The sequence below is a fragment of the Pokkaliibacter plantistimulans genome (assembly GCF_003194385.1).
Taxonomy (GTDB): Bacteria; Pseudomonadota; Gammaproteobacteria; order Pseudomonadales; family Balneatricaceae; genus Pokkaliibacter; species Pokkaliibacter plantistimulans.
Map to the genome: position 1 here is coordinate 30779 of NZ_LAPT01000062.1, position 16795 is coordinate 47573.

Annotated in this window: 18 protein-coding genes and 3 tRNA genes; 9 read left to right on the forward strand and 12 right to left on the reverse strand. The window is 53.7% G+C overall.

Translation table 11 applies throughout. From position 1 onward, the window contains the following. The first annotated feature begins 152 nt into the window (after window positions 1-152). On the forward strand, window positions 153-998 hold the full coding sequence (metF, locus tag WH50_RS13190) for a methylenetetrahydrofolate reductase [NAD(P)H] (RefSeq protein ID WP_110187729.1): 846 nt from the start codon (window positions 153-155) through the stop codon (window positions 996-998). Window positions 999-1018: 20 nt separating this feature from the next. Here metF and WH50_RS13195 read toward each other — a convergent pair whose 3' ends face one another. Further along, window positions 1019-2656 carry a sigma 54-interacting transcriptional regulator gene (locus tag WH50_RS13195; RefSeq protein ID WP_110187730.1) on the reverse strand — a complete coding sequence of 546 codons (1638 nt, stop codon included), beginning with the start codon at window positions 2654-2656 and terminating at the stop codon, window positions 1019-1021. A gap of 259 nt (window positions 2657-2915) precedes the next feature. On the opposite strand from WH50_RS13195, the gene megL reads away from it, so the two are divergent. Together megL and WH50_RS13205 are read left to right on the forward strand one after the other, a co-directional pair. After that, window positions 2916-4121 carry a methionine gamma-lyase gene (gene megL, locus WH50_RS13200; RefSeq protein ID WP_110187731.1) on the forward strand — a complete coding sequence of 402 codons (1206 nt, stop codon included), beginning with the start codon at window positions 2916-2918 and terminating at the stop codon, window positions 4119-4121. Window positions 4122-4217: 96 nt separating this feature from the next. Beyond that, entirely contained in the window at window positions 4218-4973 is a 756-nt protein-coding gene (locus WH50_RS13205) for a TerC family protein (protein ID WP_110187732.1), read from the forward strand. A gap of 72 nt (window positions 4974-5045) precedes the next feature. On the opposite strand, the gene WH50_RS13210 is transcribed toward WH50_RS13205, so the two are convergent. Then, entirely contained in the window at window positions 5046-5606 is a 561-nt protein-coding gene (locus WH50_RS13210) for a hypothetical protein (protein WP_110187733.1), read from the reverse strand. Window positions 5607-6005: 399 nt separating this feature from the next. Here WH50_RS13210 and WH50_RS13215 point away from each other — a divergent pair, with 399 nt between their 5' ends. Continuing rightward, complete coding sequence (locus tag WH50_RS13215) at window positions 6006-6281, forward strand: DUF4031 domain-containing protein (RefSeq protein WP_110187734.1); 276 nt, start codon at window positions 6006-6008, stop codon at window positions 6279-6281. 178 nt (window positions 6282-6459) lie between these two features. Further along, window positions 6460-6600, forward strand: a complete 141-nt coding sequence (locus WH50_RS26340; protein ID WP_165838417.1) for a hypothetical protein — start codon at window positions 6460-6462, stop codon at window positions 6598-6600. A gap of 318 nt (window positions 6601-6918) precedes the next feature. Here WH50_RS26340 and WH50_RS13225 read toward each other — a convergent pair. From WH50_RS13225 to WH50_RS13250, 6 genes are all read right to left on the reverse strand, one after another. Continuing rightward, window positions 6919-7005, reverse strand: a tRNA-Leu gene (locus WH50_RS13225). A 61-nt stretch (window positions 7006-7066) separates the two neighbouring features. Further along, window positions 7067-7140, reverse strand: a tRNA-Cys gene (locus WH50_RS13230). A gap of 56 nt (window positions 7141-7196) precedes the next feature. Further along, window positions 7197-7272, reverse strand: a tRNA-Gly gene (locus WH50_RS13235). Between the two features lie 151 nt (window positions 7273-7423). Further along, window positions 7424-7978, reverse strand: a complete 555-nt coding sequence (pgsA, locus tag WH50_RS13240; RefSeq protein WP_110187736.1) for a CDP-diacylglycerol--glycerol-3-phosphate 3-phosphatidyltransferase — start codon at window positions 7976-7978, stop codon at window positions 7424-7426. After that, on the reverse strand, window positions 7968-9833 hold the full coding sequence (uvrC, locus tag WH50_RS13245) for an excinuclease ABC subunit UvrC (protein ID WP_110187737.1): 1866 nt from the start codon (window positions 9831-9833) through the stop codon (window positions 7968-7970). Before uvrC ends, pgsA begins: the two co-directional genes overlap by 11 nt. Before the next feature lie 116 nt (window positions 9834-9949). Beyond that, window positions 9950-10210 (reverse strand): excinuclease ABC subunit C, encoded by a 261-nt coding sequence (locus tag WH50_RS13250; protein WP_133251321.1) that lies wholly within the window; start codon window positions 10208-10210, stop codon window positions 9950-9952. A gap of 177 nt (window positions 10211-10387) precedes the next feature. On the opposite strand from WH50_RS13250, the gene WH50_RS13255 reads away from it, so the two are divergent. Together WH50_RS13255 and WH50_RS13260 are read left to right on the forward strand one after the other, a co-directional pair. Next, window positions 10388-11191, forward strand: a complete 804-nt coding sequence (locus WH50_RS13255; protein ID WP_110187739.1) for a response regulator — start codon at window positions 10388-10390, stop codon at window positions 11189-11191. Continuing rightward, window positions 11181-12080 (forward strand): DUF1853 family protein, encoded by a 900-nt coding sequence (locus WH50_RS13260; RefSeq protein WP_110187740.1) that lies wholly within the window; start codon window positions 11181-11183, stop codon window positions 12078-12080. The genes WH50_RS13255 and WH50_RS13260 overlap by 11 nt, the downstream gene beginning before the upstream one ends. Here the strand turns inward: WH50_RS13260 and WH50_RS13265 are convergent, their stop codons facing one another. Beyond that, the gene (locus WH50_RS13265; RefSeq protein WP_110187741.1) at window positions 12081-12956 is read right to left on the reverse strand and encodes an NAD(P)-dependent oxidoreductase; all 876 of its coding nucleotides are present in this window, start codon (window positions 12954-12956) and stop codon (window positions 12081-12083) included. A gap of 173 nt (window positions 12957-13129) precedes the next feature. Here WH50_RS13265 and WH50_RS13270 point away from each other — a divergent pair, with 173 nt between their 5' ends. Continuing rightward, window positions 13130-13651 (forward strand): TlpA family protein disulfide reductase, encoded by a 522-nt coding sequence (locus WH50_RS13270; protein WP_165838418.1) that lies wholly within the window; start codon window positions 13130-13132, stop codon window positions 13649-13651. A 108-nt stretch (window positions 13652-13759) separates the two neighbouring features. On the opposite strand, the gene mtnN is transcribed toward WH50_RS13270, so the two are convergent. After that, window positions 13760-14512, reverse strand: coding sequence for a 5'-methylthioadenosine/S-adenosylhomocysteine nucleosidase (gene mtnN / locus WH50_RS13275; protein ID WP_110187743.1), 753 nt, complete (start codon window positions 14510-14512; stop codon window positions 13760-13762). Window positions 14513-14645: 133 nt separating this feature from the next. Between mtnN and luxS the strand changes: the two genes are divergently transcribed. After that, window positions 14646-15158 (forward strand): S-ribosylhomocysteine lyase, encoded by a 513-nt coding sequence (luxS, locus tag WH50_RS13280; RefSeq protein WP_110187744.1) that lies wholly within the window; start codon window positions 14646-14648, stop codon window positions 15156-15158. A 225-nt stretch (window positions 15159-15383) separates the two neighbouring features. On the opposite strand, the gene hspQ is transcribed toward luxS, so the two are convergent. Beyond that, the gene (hspQ, locus tag WH50_RS13285; RefSeq protein WP_110187745.1) at window positions 15384-15722 is read right to left on the reverse strand and encodes a heat shock protein HspQ; all 339 of its coding nucleotides are present in this window, start codon (window positions 15720-15722) and stop codon (window positions 15384-15386) included. Window positions 15723-15936: 214 nt separating this feature from the next. Beyond that, on the reverse strand, window positions 15937-16683 hold the full coding sequence (locus WH50_RS13290; protein ID WP_110187746.1) for a pseudouridine synthase: 747 nt from the start codon (window positions 16681-16683) through the stop codon (window positions 15937-15939). Window positions 16684-16795: the final 112 nt, after the last annotated feature.

Below are 16795 nucleotides of genomic sequence, written 5' to 3' on the forward strand. Positions count from 1 at the left end.
TCATAGAACTCCTGAGAATAATGAAATTTACTGACCTGATATCTTTGTTCTAAGATGCCCTACCCAATAAAGGGAACGCTGGAGTACTCTACCCGGCAGACCTGAAGAATATCCCCAAACCTGTGCCGATTTATTTTGGGAGCCCGTCAACCATGAGTAAGCCAAATTTCAGTCTGGAAGTATTTCCTCCCAAAACTGCTGCAACAACCCTTTCGCTGTGGAAAGCCAGCCAGGAGTTGGCTCCCTTCAAACCTGAATTTATCTCCGTGACCTGTGGCGCGGGTGGCAACGCCCCTGGCGACACCACCAAAGAGGTGGCACTGGTGATGGCGCAACAGGCGCATTGCCCGGTCGCTGCGCACATGACCTGCGTCAGCGGTAGCCGTGAGGAGCTGCTGCAACTGGCCAGGGACTACTGGCAGAGCAATATCCGTCACATTGTTGCCCTGCGTGGTGACATGCCCGGTCAGGAGCGTTACACCCCGCGTGCTGACGGTTTTGCCTATGCCGATGAGCTGGTAGCCGCGCTGAAGGAAGTAGCCGATTTCGACATTTCGGTGGCTGGCTATCCTGAAGGCCACCCTGACTCCAGCTCGATGGACAAGGAACTGGAGTATCTGAAGAAGAAGGCCGATGCCGGTGCCAACCGCATCATCACCCAGTTCTTCTTCGACCCTGAAGTTTTCCTGCGTTATCGCGACCGGGTGGCTGCTGCCGGTATCAAGGCCGAAGTTGTGCCAGGCCTGCTGCCCGTTCTGAACTTCAAGAAAATGACCGCCTTCGCTGCACGCTGCCAGACTTCAGTCCCGGAGTTTCTGCACAAGATGTTTGAAGGCGTGGAAGCTGAAGACATCGATCATCGTCTGCTGGCCATGAACATTCTCAGTCACCAGATCACTCGTCTGCACACGGAAGGCGTCAACTTCTTCCACCTCTACACCCTGAACGAGTCGATGCTGACTCGTCACGTCTGCCGCTGGATTCGCTCAGCGTTCTGACGGTCACCCAAGCTGAAGCGTCAACGAATATCGTAACGCTTCAGCTTGCGGGCAATCTTGGCATGGGAAGTCTGCAGCCGTTGCGCCAGACGCCGCGTTGAAGGGTACAAAGGCCACAGGTTGGCCAGTAGTCTGGCCTCATAGGCTTCTAATGCCTGATCCAGCCCCTGTACATCCTCCAGTTCACGCTCCGCACCAGCCCCACCTTTACTCACAACGTCCGGCAGGGACGCCATAGCTGCATACACTTCAGAATCCGCAGGTGGCTCATCGCCATGTGTCAGGCGACGCCCTTCCAGGCCACCCATGGCCAGTTGGGCAATATCTATTTCCACCTGACTGGCAGGCTGATCCTGTTGCTCCAGCAACGCCGCCGAGCGAAATATCACGTTCTGCAGCTGACGAATGTTACCGGGCCAGGGCGCTTCACACAGTTGTCGCAGTGCCTCACGGCTCAGCGTTGGCTTGCTACAGTTCAGCTGCTCAGCGGCGCGACGCAGAAAGTAGTCAGCCAGCAGAGGAATGTCCTCCCGCCGTTGTCGCAAGGGGGGCAAATGTAAATTGAGCACATTGAGGCGATAGAACAGATCAGCACGAAACTCGCCCGAATCAGCCATAGCCTCAAGATCACGATGGGTAGCGCAGAGAATGCGCACATCCACCTTGAGTTCGCTGGTTCCACCGATGCGACGAAAGCGCAGATCCTGCAGAAAGCGCAATAACTTGGCCTGCAGATAGGGGGACATTTCCCCGATCTCATCAAGAAAAATCGTGCCCTTGTCGGCCAGCTCGAACAACCCCGGTTTCCCACCCCTCTGCGCTCCGGAAAAGGCCCCCGCCGCGTAGCCGAACAGTTCGCTTTCCAGCAGGTTTTCCGCCAGGGTTGCGCAGTTGATGGCAAGAAATGGCGCACTGGCGCGCGGACCGGCCTCATGCAGGGCGCGGGCAAGCAGCTCTTTTCCTGTGCCTGTCTCTCCCAGAATCATTACCGGCAAATCCAGTGCAGCAAACTTCAGCGTCTGCCGCTGCAACGCCAGCATGGCAGGCGAAATACCAATGATGGTATCGATGCCCTCACCGTGCGTCGCCTTCACCGATGACAGTTGCTGGCCAATACGTTGCGGGCTGCGCAGGACCATGACGGCGCCGTTCAGCTGTCCATGGCTGATCACTGGCTGGATATCCAGAAGATAAGTACCACCTTCAGGGAGCACTTCCACGGTTGCGCCGTCCTGCCGCAGCAGTGCCGCCAGGTCCAGACCCATACCGGCATTGCCAATGACCCGGCTGACGGGCATCTGCTCCAGTTGCTCTCTGGTGGCACCAAAGGCATCGGCCGCCGCTGCGTTCAGATGCAGAATGCCACCTTCACTATCCAGATCGATGATCGGATCAGGCAAGCGCGACAGCAGCATGTCCAGATGCTGACGGCGTCGTTCACTGGGCAGCAGATCGATCTGACGGACCGCCTGCACACCGGGCAGCGCCAGCATCTGCTGCTGTAGCTGGGACCATCGGTCCGGTTGCGCATCGCAGGAAACAAAGGCGTGACAGGGAATCACTTCCAGCGCCTGAATATTGCACTGGTTTTGCGCCAGCACCCTGAGAATTTCCAACGCCATACCCAGGCGATCTTCGGCTTGAATGTCGAGTTTCATTGTTGTTTTTAACTCTGGCCATTGAGACTGCTGATCAAGAGTGTCACAGATTCAATACACGTATCAAATCAGAGACATTCTTTTCGCCCATACTCCGCCAGATTCATCTGTTTCAGCGCCTTTACTGTCTCATTTTTAATACGACCTTACTTATCCTCACCTCATAAAATTTATAACTATTTGATTTTAAATAATTTTTAAAAAGAGGTACGGCCCTTGCTGAAAGCACTCTGGTTACAGCAAAAACAATAGGCACATCATGTCCAAACACCACAGCACCGCACACCTGCCCACCCTGCATCCAGAGACGCTGGCCATCCACGCTGGTCGCATCAATGACGAGCAGTTTGGCTCTCTTGCTACCCCCCTGTATCAAACCTCGACTTTTATCTTTGACTCCGCTGCTCAGGGTGCGGCGCGTTTTGCCGGGGAGGAGGATGGTTACATTTACAGTCGCCTTGGCAACCCCACTACGCGGCAGCTGGAACAACGTGTGGCAGCACTGGAAGGCACTGAAGACGCGGCAGCTACTGCGACAGGGATGGCTGCAGTGTCCGCCTGCCTGCTGGCCAATCTGTCTGCAGGAGATCACCTGATTGCTTCCGATGCGCTCTATGGCTGCAGCTTTGCCCTCATCAGCCATATGCTGACGCGCTTCGGCATTGAAGTCAGTTTCGTTGACATGACCAACCATCAGGCGATTGAGGGAGCACTACGCCGCAACACCAAAGCCATTTTTCTGGAAAGCCCCATCAACCCCAATCTGGTCGTGGTTGATCTGGCCTTTGTCGGCCACTTTGCCCGCAGCCACAATCTGCTGGCCATCTGCGACAACACGTTCCTCACCCCGCTGCTGCAGCAACCAGCACAATTTGGTTTTGATCTGATCGTGCACAGCGCTACCAAGTACCTCAACGGCCATGGCGATGTGGTCGCCGGTATTATCTGCGGCTCGGCAGAGATGATCCGGCACATCAAGCTGACAGCACTGAAGGACATCGGCGGCACCATGAGCCCGCACGATGCCTGGCTGATCACTCGAGGTCTGAAAACCCTGCCTGTGCGTATGGAACGACACTGCCAGAATGCCCAGCAGGTGGCAGAGTTTCTCGAACAGCAGCCTAAAGTGGAAAAAGTGCATTACCCCGGCTTAGCCAGTCATTCTGGCCATCGTTTTATCGGCACACAGATGCGCGCTGCAGGCGGCGTTATTGCTTTCGAACTGCGTGGCGGTTTGGCAGAGGGTGAACGCTTTATCAACCACACCCACCTGTTCCATATCGCAGTCAGCCTGGGTGATGCAGAGTCGCTGATTCAGCATCCCGCCAGCATGACGCACTCGCCCTACACCGCAGAGGAGCGTCATGCCGCCAGCATCAGCGATGGCCTGATTCGCATCTCGGTGGGGCTGGAACATGCCGATGATCTGATTGCAGACTTGCAACAGGCGTTAGATCAGCTGTAGCCCCCAGCAAGGCTGGCAGACAAGTAACGCAGTGAAGCTACCCGACGCCGGTCCACTCGGGTAGCATGGCGAGGTTTTCATTACAGAGCCTGCCCGATGTTTGAATGGATTGTGGAGCCCCAGGCCTGGGTCTCACTGTTTACCCTTGTCGCCCTGGAAATTGTTCTGGGTATCGACAACATAATTTTCCTCTCCATTCTGGTCGGTCGCTTGCCTCCTGAGCAGCGCCAGCAAGGTCGCATCATTGGGCTGGGCCTGGCGATGCTGACCCGTATTGCGCTGCTGCTATCTCTCAGCTGGGTAATGAGCCTGACCACTCCGTTGTTCAGCGTTCTCGCACAAGAAATCTCGGGGCGAGACATTATCCTGATCCTCGGCGGCTTGTTCCTGATCTGGAAAAGCACACACGAGATTCACAACTCGCTGAATGAAGCTGACGACAGTGACTCGCCCTCCAGAACCCAGGCAGGCTTTCTGCTGGTGGTCATTCAAATCGCCATTATTGATATCGTTTTTTCATTGGACTCAGTGATTACGGCCGTGGGTCTGGCGGATCATGTGCCGGTCATGGTGATTGCCATTATGATTGCAGTCGTGGTGATGATGCTGGCATCCAAGGCGATTGGCGATTTCGTCGATGCCAACCCGACTATCAAGATGCTGGCTCTCAGTTTTCTGATTCTGGTGGGGATGGCGTTATTCGGCGAAGGCTTGGATATGCACATTCCCAAGGGCTATATCTATTTCGCCATGGCGTTCAGTGTGCTGGTGGAGCTGCTGAACATTCGCCTGCGCAAGGGTTCAGAGAAAGCGGTGAAGCTGAGCAAGAGTTCCCCTGACGAAATCCTCTGAGTCAGTGACGTATACGAAGGAGGTACAATGGGACCCTCCTTCCCACTCTCGCGCCATCTGTGGTTGGTGACGTCATAACCCACCGGCCAGGACAATACCGGTCACCAGTAAGGCAAAAGCCGACAATCCCCAGGCTGACCAGCACACAAAACGGGTCCATTGTGACCTGGCCTTTGACGCAGCATAGTCAGCCGTAGCATCCCAGTACACCAACAGATCGACCTCGTCTTCAGCCGATATCATGACAGCTTCTGCCTGTTCTGCTCGTGGCTGATCGGCATTGTTGAACGCCTGTCGATGAAATGCGGCAGCAGATCTTGCCTGCTGAGCTATCGCAGGCTGCTGCAGTTGCTCAGCTAATGCAGCAAGCTTGTCATTCGCCTGAATAAGGAAGTGATGCAGCAAGGTGGCATAGGTTAAATCAGAGTGGTAGTGACCTTGCTTGAAGAAGTCACTGGCAGCGTTATCCGCAATAATCTGGGCGGTCTGCAGCGCCTCCTGCACGTTGCCAGCCCGTGTGAGTGCCAGCGGATATTCAAATAACACCGCAGGGCTGTAGTTGGTGCTGGACAGCTTAATAAGCTCAAACGCTCGGGCAGCGCTCTCAATCGCCTTGCTGAAGTTGCCAGCCATTTTCAACTCTGCTGCACAGATACGATGTACGGCAATCTCACGATCTATGGCACTTCGTCCACTCAGAGGTGTAGCCAGAGCGTATTTTCTGGATCTGCTTGATGTCATTTCGGCAAGGCACACTGCGACCTCCACACACTCCACTCATGCATACCAATATCGAACTGGAACGACACTCCTGGCACATCAGGGAAGAACGCTTCCCTATCCAGAGACAACAGCGCCAAAGAGTATAGTCACCGTTTCACAATCCACCCAGCCAGTCGCCATAGTTCTTTTGCAGTATTGTTAAGGTTGTCAAAAATATTTATGACAGCAGAACCGACGCGGTAAGTTGCAGCTTCGTACAGGCAACCTTATAGAAGTGCATCCCCACGACCCGAGTAAGGGCTGGTAGTCATGAGTGTTTATGTAGACAGTGCCAATATTCCCTTTCGCAATACGCTGATGTGCCATATGGTCGCTGACTCTGAAGAGGAGCTGCATGCCATGGCCACGTCATTGGGAGTGGAGCGACGCTGGCACCAGAAGCCAGGGACTCACCACAGCCACTACGATATTCCCATCGCAAAGAAGGCAGTGGCATTACGTTTGGGAGCCATCGAAGTCAGCCGCCGGCAGCTGGCTATTTTCTTGCGCCAGCGCCGCAAGGCACTCCCGCTGGACGCTACCTAGAGAGGGGAAAGGCTGGTTCGCGGCAACCTGTCGTCACTCCATATCAAACTGAGCACACCTCATGCGACCTATGTCGCAATTGCATACAATCTACAAATTCGACTACTCTGCTCCTGACCCAGCTGTTCGGGCACATTTCGCTCCGGCCTGCCCGGATGCCATTATCGAAGGAGTTGCCATGCGTATAGGAAATACACTGCCGGCTTTTACGGCAGAAGAGGCACAGCATGAACAGGCGATTGCCAATAAATTATTGTTTTTGCTTGTTTTGGTCACGGTCTGTGTAGGTAGTCTCCTGGCCATAGCCGTCAGTGTGTAAGCAGAGACCAACAAAAAACCCTCCTTGTGAGGGTTTTATCGTTTAAGGCAGCAACATAAATAAGAGAATCAAGCCCCGAGTGACAATAAACAGAAGCTAACTCACCCTTCGCAATTGCAAAGAAAAATGGTGGAAAGGTTTTAACTCAGATTTGGGAATTGCGGAAAAAATCAGAGGGGGAAAAAAGAAAGCCTACCAAGGTAGGCAAACAAATACTGAGGGAACTGGTTCACTCTCGCGCCGATCAAAAACCAATAAAAACAATAACTTATCGGCATCAAAACGAGAGATATAGAAGAGCGTATCGATGATGAGATATGGTGCCTGGAACCGGAATCGAACCGGTACGACCTAAAGGTCGAGAGATTTTAAGTCTCTTGTGTCTACCTATTTCACCATCCAGGCAAGGATGCTTGCATATCATACGCAATGTTATGCGCTACAAGCTTTACCATCGATGAAGAAGTGGAGGCTGGAGTCGGAATCGAACCGGCGTTCACGGAGTTGCAGTCCGCTGCATGACCACTCTGCCATCCAGCCCCGGATAGCATGACCAATTTCTTGGCCTATTCCTGAAGATCAACTTCGTTAGAAGTTGGAGCGGGAAACGAGACTCGAACTCGCGACCCCGACCTTGGCAAGGTCGTGCTCTACCAACTGAGCTATTCCCGCATGAAGCAGTTTGTTGCGCTTCGGGGGCGTATTATAGAGATCTGCCCTTCGCTGTCAACACTCATTTCTCAGAAAATTTTCTTGTGTGATAACAACTTACCGAAGCCAGACCCAAGCCTGTGCGATCAGCATCACACAGGGAGCACTCGTTTTAAGCCTTACCCATCAGCATTGGCCAGGCAGCCTTCACATAGATCAGCATCGACCACAGGGTAAGCAGTGTTGCTATATATAACCCGGCAATACCTACCCAGCTTTCCCACGACCCTGGCAAAAATGCCAGCAGCACAATGAGCGCCCCCATTTGTGCCGTCGTCTTGATCTTCCCAATAAAAGACACCGCCACACTGGCACGTTTGCCCAACTCCGCCATCCATTCTCGCAAGGCCGAGATAAGAATTTCCCGGCCGATAATGACGCAGGCAGGAAGCGTCACCCAGGGGGTGGCGTAGGACTCCACCAGCATTACCAGAATGACGGCGACCATCAGCTTGTCCGCTACAGGGTCAAGGAAGGCGCCAAAGGGGGTTGCCTGATTCCACTTACGGGCAAGGTAGCCATCAAACCAGTCAGTGGCCCCAGCCAGCATGAAGATCAAGGCGCTGACCCACGGAGCCCAGCTGAATGGCAAATAGAACACGACAACAATCACCGGGATCAGAACAACCCGAAATGCCGTCAGTAAATTGGGCAGATTAAGAATCATGCTGCGTTTCAACCCCTCCCGGGTGCAGGTGATCGTAGATATCCTGGGCCAGCTGCTGACTGATCCCATCCACTTTGCATAGTTCTGCAATACTGGCGTGACGCACCCCTTGGATGCCGCCAAAATGTCGGTATAGCGCTTGCCGCCGCTTTGGCCCCACCCCGGCAATATCTTCCAGCGTGGACACGCGTCTGGCCTTATCGCGTCGAGCACGATGCCCAGTGATGGCAAAACGGTGAGCTTCGTCGCGAATCTGCTGGATCAGGTGCAACGCCGGTGATGCGCGATCCAGTACCAGCGGCGCATTCTCCCCCTCCAGCCACAAGGTTTCCAGCCCCGGTTTACGAGTTGGCCCCTTGGCTACCCCCAGCAGTTGCATGGATTCAATGCCCAGCTCAGCCAGCACCTCACGTGCCTGGGTCATTTGTCCTTTGCCACCATCGACCAGCAACACATCCGGCAATCGCTCACCTTCCTTCGTTAGGCGCCCATAGCGACGACTCAGTGCCTGGTGCATGGCTGCATAGTCATCACCGGCCTCGACACCTTCAATGTTGAAACGTCGATAGGCACTTTTAGCTGCCCCCTGGGGATTAAACACCACGCAGGATGCGACCGTTGCTTCGCCAAAACTGTGGCTGATATCAAAACACTCCACCCGCTGTGGCAACTCATCCAGCCCCATGGCCTCCTGCAACGCGACAAAGCGCTGCAGCATATTGTCTTTGCCAGCCAGATAAGCGGCGAGGTTCTCCTGCGCATTGGTCAGTGCCAGCTTCAACCATTGCGTTTTGTCACCACGCTGCGGGCAACTCAGAGAAATACGCCGCCCCACTTGCTCCTGCAATGCATCAGCAATGACATCAGCGTCTTCAGGCAAATGGCTGAGCAGCACTTCACGAGGGTATTCCCGGCCCGAGGTACTGAGATAGAACTGCGGCAGGAAAGCAGACAGCAACTCCGGCTCACTGGCCTCTACGCTCAACTGCGGGTAGTAGGTACGCGAGCCCAGTATGCGCCCCTGCCTGACGTAAAGCACATGTACACAGCCACCGCCCGGGCGCACATCGGCCGCAAACACATCGGCATCACCGGTCTGGCCATCAACGTATTGCTGTTCCTGCACTTTCTGCAGGCTGATGATCTGATCGCGATAGCTGGCAGCCTGCTCGAAAGCCAATGACGCCGAGGCCTTTTCCATATCCTGCTGCAGCTCTTCCATCAAAGTGCGGTTGCGCCCTTCAAGGAACATGACGGCATGCTGCAGATCACGGCCGTAGTCTTCAGTACTGATGTATTCCACACAGGGCGCAGTACAGCGTTTGATCTGATACTGCAGACAAGGACGTGAGCGGTTGTTGAACACCGAATCTTCACAGGTACGCAGCCTGAACACCTTCTGCATCAACTGCAGGCTGTCGCGTACGGCACTGCTGCTGGGAAAGGGGCCGAAATAGCGCCCTTTCCGCCGCTGCGGTCCGCGGTGAAAGCGAATAGCCGGATAATCTTCCACCGTCGACAGGTAGATATACGGATAGGACTTATCATCACGCAGCAGGATGTTGTACTGCGGTCGATACTTCTTGATGAGATTCTGTTCGAGTAACAGCGCTTCCGTTTCACTGTTGGTTACGGTGAACTGCACACGGGCAATACGCTTGACCAGCGATTGTGTCTTCGGCGACAGGCCAGTGTTACGAAAATAGCTGCTGACCCTGGACTTCAGATCTGCCGCCTTGCCCACGTAGAGGATCTGATCAGCCTGATCGAGCATCTGATAGACGCCGGGCTTGCGGGGCATATTGGCCAGCAGTGACGTTACATCCAGGCGCTGTGGTGCCTGATCCAGTGACATGGGTTCAGTCACGTTGTCGGGGAGGTCAGATGGGAGTGAATGATTTACCGTCATACTTCTTTACATCCAGCCACGGCCCTGAGCGTACGCACCGCAGCAGTGTGAGCATTGAGTCATCAGGTACCGCCGACTAACGAGGCCGGACTATAGCTTCGTTTGCGCTGCATAAATTCTTCCGCTGCTTCGGCAAATAACGAAGAGAGGGTGGCACGTGACCAGTCAGAGATCCCCGCCCCCTCGGACAACGAGACTTCGAGGTACACGCTGATCTCTGCGTAGTAAAACAGCAGGCTTTCATAACTGCGGGCGCGCTTTAGATTCTGCAAGGAGATACTGGCGCCATTCACAAGGATCTGATTGATATCTGTTTCTGACATGCCACTGGCCAAATGGGACACGCTGTGTCTAAGATGAATGCACGAAGACTTTAACAGATTTCCTCTCACTTCACTCGTGCAACGCTTTGTGCCTGTATCAGTGCAGACCAGGGTTAAAGTTGTAAAGGGCTACGGAACGCCGTCACAAAGAAGTAACAAGGCTACTGGATTCCGTTTATGGTTCATGAACTCGATTTTTCTCAGCTGGCAATACTGCTGATTGAGCCCTCCGCCTTGCAACGCAAGCTTATCTGCGACGCCCTGCACAAGGCAGGATGCAATGATATTGAGTCGGTAGCGGACCTCCCCGAAGCGCTGCAGCACATTGAACGCTATCCTCCTGATCTGGTGATTAGCGCACTCTATCTACCTTCAGGCACAGGCACAGAGCTGATTACCAAGATCAAGATGCTACCTGGCACAGATGATGTGGCATTCATGCTGATATCCAGCGAGCAGAAAGTCGAGCATCTTGATCCCATTCGGCAGGCAGGTGCCATTGCCATCCTGCCCAAGCCATTCACCATCGATGCGTTACGCAAAGCGCTTCAGGCCACCCTCGACTTCTTCAGCGCAGATGAATTGCTATTTAGCCATTACGATGTGGCAGAGCTGCACGTTATGGTGGTAGATGACAGCACGCTGTCGCGCAATCATATCGCTCGCCTGCTGCACAATATGGGGATCAAGCACGTCCACGAAGCGGGTAACGGGGCAGAGGCCCTGGCACTACTGAGCGAAGTGCCTGCCGACATGGTCGTGACAGATTACAACATGCCTGAAATGGATGGTGCCGAGCTGATCAGCGGTATGCGTGAAGATCCGCAACTGAGCCACATTCCGGTATTGATGGTTACGTCTGAACAGAGCCAGTCGCGCCTGAGCGCCATTCGTCAGGCAGGCGTGGACGCCATCTGTGACAAACCCTTTGACGTCAATGAGATGCGTCGTCTACTGCACTTAATGCTGGATGATGACTGAACAGCCTCCCTCCCTGACCGATACTCACCATCCAACCATGCCGGGCAGAATGGCAGACCTGAAGTGGCTGCTGGACTGCCCGTCGCTGATGACAAGCCCCCACTGCTCAACCCTCTCTGAATGGCTCCCTGCCTACACACCGCCCTCACTACCGGCGTCACTCGCTCCGGCCAGACTCGGGCTCTACGCAGAGCAGCTTTTACATCATTATCTCGCCCACCATCCGGATATTGAGCGTTTGCTCCACCCCCTGACGCTGAGGTATGAACGACGTACGCTGGGTGAGCTGGATTTTGTACTGCTTCGCAGGGATGGTTTGTGCCTTCACATTGAGTTGGCGGTGAAATGGTACCTGTACGTGCCCGAGCGGCAACAACAGGGTTTGGATGCCTATGTAGGCCCCGCTCAGCACGATACCTTACAACGTAAGTGGCGCCATCTTTTAGGGAAACAGCTTCCTGTCGCACACAGTCCTTTGGCTACCACACTGCTGAAAGAACGGGGCTTCCCCCCCATCAACCGCTCCATTGCCATTGTACCTGGCCTGTTGTTTTATCCATCGGATGAAAATCACTCGCCCCGGAACATCGATGATGAGATCAATCAACACCATCGTCGGGGCTGGTGGGTGGCAGAGAATGATCTGGATACGCTAGCAAGCCAACAACAGCGATATCAGGTGTTAAGCCATGCAATGTGGATGGCGGGAGCGTCTCCCGGCGCAGAGGTACTGCTTGATATAGAGCAGCTGCAGAAGCGATGTGCCGATTTATCGCGACCAGTCCAGATCGTTTGCTTCAGCCAGGTAGAACAAGGCTGGCAGGAGCAAAGCCGAGGTTTTATTGTGCCTCGGCTCTGGCGACAACGAGCCTGTGCACAGGCACTCTGATCAACGCTGTTTGAACGCATCCAGCCGTTTGATCAGGCTGGATGTATCCCAGCGCCCACCACCCAGGCTCTGTACTTCCGCATAGAACTGATCCACCAACGCGGTCAGCGGCAGATGAGCCCCCTGTTTGCGCGCCTCATTGAGTGCAATGGAAAGATCCTTGCGCATCCAGTCAACAGCAAAGCCATAATCGAATTTATCTTCCAGCATGGTCTTGGAGCGATTTTCCATCTGCCACGACTGAGCCGCACCCTTGCTGATGACCTCAACCACAGCCTCAGCATCCAGACCTACCGTCTTGGCAAAATGCAAACCTTCCGATAGTCCCTGAACAATACCGGCGATGCAGATCTGGTTGACCATTTTGGCTAGCTGTCCGGCACCGACCGCTCCTATCAGGCGGGCCTGGCGGGCAAAACAGCGAATCACAGGTTCTGCCCTGTCAAATACCTCCTGATCACCACCCACCATCACCGTCAGTACACCATTCTCTGCCCCTGCCTGACCACCAGATACAGGAGCATCGAGAAAATGACTGCCTTGTTGCTGAGCTGCCTGATACAACTCACGAGCAACCTCAGCCGAGGCGGTTGTGTGATCAACCAGAATGGCACCTGCCTTTAAACCTTTAAGTGCCCCCTGCTCGCCCAGAATGACTTCACGCAGGTCGTTATCATTGCCCACACAACAGAACACTATCTCTGCGCCTTCAGCGGCAGCAGCGGGGGTTATGCCCAGCGTACCACCATAGGTTTCCACCCATGCCTCGGCCTTGCTTTGCGTTCTGTTGTAAACCGCAACCTGGTGACCAGCCTTCTGCAAATGCCCAGCCATGGGATAACCCATTACACCCAGCCCGATAAAAGCGACGTTCATCGTTATGCTTACTCCCTAGGATTAATTACAGATGGGGAAGAGTTCAGCCAACCTGCCCGCACTCAACCGAGCAGATGAAGATACAGCCTACAATTTGAATGAGGACTTATGTATCACATATCCTATTGCCCACTTCAAATTTACTTCTGCCCCACGTTAGAGGTCTTAGCTTGATGTCCTGGCCAGTTCGTATCGCCCTGAGCATGTTCATGACTCTGCTCTCCTTGCAACCCGTCTCTGCTCTGGCAGCGGACCTGAACGACATTACCGCCTCCGCGGTAGTCACTGAACAGGGTGAGCAGCCAGACTGGACATCACTTCAGGGCAAATGGCTGCTGATAAACTTCTGGGCCACGTGGTGCCCACCCTGTGTGCAGGAATTGCCGGCGTTAGATCATCTCTATACCGCTCTGCATAAAGATATCCCGTTCGCCGTCGTTGCCATTAATCTTGGCGACCAACCTGAACAACTATCGGCATTCTGGCAAAAGATGGCCTGGCATCCCGATATGCCAGTTATGAGTGATCCGGATAACAGCCTGTTATCCGCCCTCAGCCTGGGTGGCCTACCCAGCAGCTGGCTAGTAAATCCGCAGGGTCAGGTAGTGGAAAACATCACGGGCATCCGCCCCTGGGATGCGCCAGAGACCGTCAACAAGATCAAGGGACTGGTAGAGGGGACAGCGACACCCTGAAGGATACAGGGCGTCAAAACTCAGCCAGCTAGAATACTGGAGGCGAGCTGTACTGAAGCCCCTCACAGCACTTCCTGCTGAGGCGGCACAGTTAAGGACAATGCTCTTTTAGCTGTTGTCAGCCGACAACGAAGCCAACAGCGCAGTGACCATCTGTGCAGAATGCCCGGCCGCTTTGGGCAGATACTGTTCAAAGCTGATATTGGACTCCTTGCCTGCAATATCCGACAGAGAGCGGATGATCAGGAAAGGGGTACTAAACTGATGGCATACCTGAGCAATAGCAGCGGCTTCCATCTCCACCGCCTTCATGTGCGGAAAGGTTGCCCGGGTTCTAGCCACGCGCTCTGGATCATTCATAAAACTATCACCAGTCGCAATTTCACCTTCGACGATTTGCTGCTCAGCAGCGTTCACACTGGCGATTGCCGTTTTGGCCAGTGTCACCAGCTTGTCATCTGGCATGAACTGAGCAGGTAAACCTGGCACCTGACCGGGCGCGTAACCGAAAATGGTGACGTCCACATCATGGTGATAGACCGCCGATGAGACAACCACATCACCCACATTCAGACTGCTGTCAAAGCCCCCGGCAGAACCGGTATTGATGACATAATCAGGGCGATGACGCTCCAGTACCAGCGTGGTTGACATGGCAGCGTTAACTTTGCCAATCCCAGACTTGAGCAGCACCACGTCCACGCCATTCAATACTCCTGTGGAGAACTCATAACCGGCATAGGTCTGGGTATCGCGCTGCTCGAGCAGACTACGTAGCAGCTCCACCTCCTCCTCCATCGCCCCGATCACTGCGACCTTCGGGCGCGTCTGGCTCTTGATTCCGCTCAACTCGGCAGTCATATCACTATCCTGAAAGAATGATGTTGGAGAAAACCCGCATCTTAGCAAATGGTGCCGACCAGCCCAATGCATCATGCAAGGCTGCTGGTATATACTGCGCCGATCAACTTTACTAAGCCTGGATGGATTGCATATGCCTCTTTTAGACAGCTTCCGCGTCGACCACACCCGCATGAACGCGCCCGCGGTACGCGTAGCTAAGTCGATGAAGACCCCCAAGGGTGACAACATCACGGTTTTCGATCTGCGTTTCTGCCTGCCCAACAAAGAAATCCTGTCGGAAAAAGGCATCCATACGCTGGAGCATTTGTTTGCCGGCTTTATGCGTGATCACCTGAATGGTGAGCATGTTGAAATTATCGACATTTCCCCAATGGGCTGCAGAACAGGTTTCTATATGAGCCTGATCGGCACGCCCAGTGAGCAGCAGGTAGCAGATGCCTGGAAAGCGGCCATGGAAGACGTCACTCAGGTTAAAACCATGCAGGATATTCCTGAGCTGAACGAATACCAGTGCGGCACCTATGAAATGCACTCGCTGACCGAAGCTCAGGAAATCGCTCGTAACGTGGTCGAGCGTGGCATTCTGGTCAACAGCAACGACGAGCTCTATCTGAGCGAAGATTTCTTGAAACTGCACAGCTGAGACATACCGCCCTGGCTGGCAATCATGTCGTAGCACTGTAAATACAAAAGCCCGGACAACCGGGCTTTTGTGCATTTTAACCTGTCAGAGCCTGGGTCCGGAGCATTACCAACCCTACTTACAGGTCTTAATTCAACATGATCAACACAGATGATTTATCGCTTGTATGCCTCGCACAGATATCCAAGCCCAACACGCTGTTTGATCAACTCCTCCACAAAGTAGTCAGTGCACAGAGAACCTGGGTACGTAATGTCCTTGCTCAACACTCTGGAAGTACTGTGGAATTTCCTCATGATCAACATCAAGGAAGTCATCGTAGTCCCTGAGATTGACCTCCGATATATACAAGTGGTCCTGAGTATCGCCGGATAGAATCACATAGAAAGGCTGATCAGCTTCCAAAGGAGGTTTGCCCTCATTACTCAAATTGGCATTGACCTCATTCAGCACGGCCTGATCCAGTGCATAGGCATAATCAACATCCACGATAACGCCTCGGTAGCCGAGGTATCTGTGCTGTACAATCTGCCCTATCGCGTATTTCGCCTGACGGTATTGCATAACATTTCCTCCGCTGGAGGTCTGTTGCAACAACCTTCCTGTAGGGAACCCCTAGAGGAAATGCAGAATTACAGACCTTGATGATTTTCTTCTATCTCGCACTCACTCCTACTAACACGTCTACTCACTCATCTCTCAACGAATAAAAGCGGATAACCGTCTGGTTACCTTACCGGTAGCATCGCAGCAAAGTCACCTGCAACCGCACCGATAGTTAATTAATCGGCATTAACGCAGGAAAATTCCAGCCTAATTTTGAAAAAAGCGTCATTGCGTCTTCATCTGGCAGCGTTGTTAGACTCAAAGGCACACCCGTTAACGGGTGTGACAAACGCATGCCGATGGCAAATAACGCCAGCCTGTGCCAGTTGAAATGATCTCTGAACAGCCTGTTGTGACGCCCCTCACCATGAGTCGTATCGCCAACAATGGGGTGAAATATGTGCTTCATGTGGCGGCGCAACTGGTGTTGTCGGCCAGTATGAGGCTGCAGATGCACAAGGCTGTAACGCGCTTCGGGGTAACGGCCAACAGGAATAGACAATGTCACCTGAGCTAGTGGCGAATAACTGGTTTTGGCTTCTTGCGGCTCCTTATTTTTGCTGGTTCGGGGGTCGTCATAGTCGTCATCCTCCACCGTCAGTGGATAATCAATATAGCCAGCTTCTCCAACATGTCCCCGTGTCACAGCCAGATAATGCTTGCTGACCTCCCCTACGGTGAATTGCTCAGTAAGCAGACGTGCTACCTCAGAATTGAATGCCAACACCATAACGCCAGCCGTTGGCCGATCCAGCCGATGCACCGGAAACACATGCTGACACAATTGGTTACGCACTGTTTGCAGCACAAACTCTGTCTCGCCCGGTGAACGAAAAGATCGATGCACCAGCATGTCAGCTGGCTTATAGACAGCAACCATGGCCTCATCGCGATAAAGAATGGGTAGCTGAGTAGCCATGAAATCCCCCTGAGAATGGCAGGCGGCGGATGGTGAGGGCTTTGAAATTCCCTGTCAACGCCTCAATCTACTTGCATCAACTACGGCGCACAGTTAAAAACTAGCTGCCATA

Coding starts and splice junctions, on each gene's coding strand:
- WH50_RS13210 (WP_110187733.1), bottom strand. CDS start 5,606: ATGGCTGGCAACTTCAGCAAGGCGATTGAGAGCGCTGCCCGAGCGTTT.
- uvrC (WP_110187737.1), bottom strand. CDS start 9,833: ATGTCACTGGATCAGGCACCACAGCGCCTGGATGTAACGTCACTGCTG.
- luxS (WP_110187744.1), top strand. CDS start 14,646: ATGCCTCTTTTAGACAGCTTCCGCGTCGACCACACCCGCATGAACGCG.
- metF (WP_110187729.1), top strand. CDS start 153: ATGAGTAAGCCAAATTTCAGTCTGGAAGTATTTCCTCCCAAAACTGCT.
- WH50_RS13265 (WP_110187741.1), bottom strand. CDS start 12,956: ATGAACGTCGCTTTTATCGGGCTGGGTGTAATGGGTTATCCCATGGCT.
- pgsA (WP_110187736.1), bottom strand. CDS start 7,978: ATGATTCTTAATCTGCCCAATTTACTGACGGCATTTCGGGTTGTTCTG.
- WH50_RS13255 (WP_110187739.1), top strand. CDS start 10,388: ATGGTTCATGAACTCGATTTTTCTCAGCTGGCAATACTGCTGATTGAG.
- WH50_RS26340 (WP_165838417.1), top strand. CDS start 6,460: ATGCGTATAGGAAATACACTGCCGGCTTTTACGGCAGAAGAGGCACAG.
- WH50_RS13215 (WP_110187734.1), top strand. CDS start 6,006: ATGAGTGTTTATGTAGACAGTGCCAATATTCCCTTTCGCAATACGCTG.
- WH50_RS13205 (WP_110187732.1), top strand. CDS start 4,218: ATGTTTGAATGGATTGTGGAGCCCCAGGCCTGGGTCTCACTGTTTACC.
- WH50_RS13250 (WP_133251321.1), bottom strand. CDS start 10,210: ATGTCAGAAACAGATATCAATCAGATCCTTGTGAATGGCGCCAGTATC.
- hspQ (WP_110187745.1), bottom strand. CDS start 15,722: ATGCAATACCGTCAGGCGAAATACGCGATAGGGCAGATTGTACAGCAC.
- megL (WP_110187731.1), top strand. CDS start 2,916: ATGTCCAAACACCACAGCACCGCACACCTGCCCACCCTGCATCCAGAG.
- mtnN (WP_110187743.1), bottom strand. CDS start 14,512: ATGACTGCCGAGTTGAGCGGAATCAAGAGCCAGACGCGCCCGAAGGTC.
- WH50_RS13270 (WP_165838418.1), top strand. CDS start 13,130: ATGTCCTGGCCAGTTCGTATCGCCCTGAGCATGTTCATGACTCTGCTC.
- WH50_RS13290 (WP_110187746.1), bottom strand. CDS start 16,683: ATGGCTACTCAGCTACCCATTCTTTATCGCGATGAGGCCATGGTTGCT.
- WH50_RS13260 (WP_110187740.1), top strand. CDS start 11,181: ATGATGACTGAACAGCCTCCCTCCCTGACCGATACTCACCATCCAACC.
- WH50_RS13195 (WP_110187730.1), bottom strand. CDS start 2,656: ATGAAACTCGACATTCAAGCCGAAGATCGCCTGGGTATGGCGTTGGAA.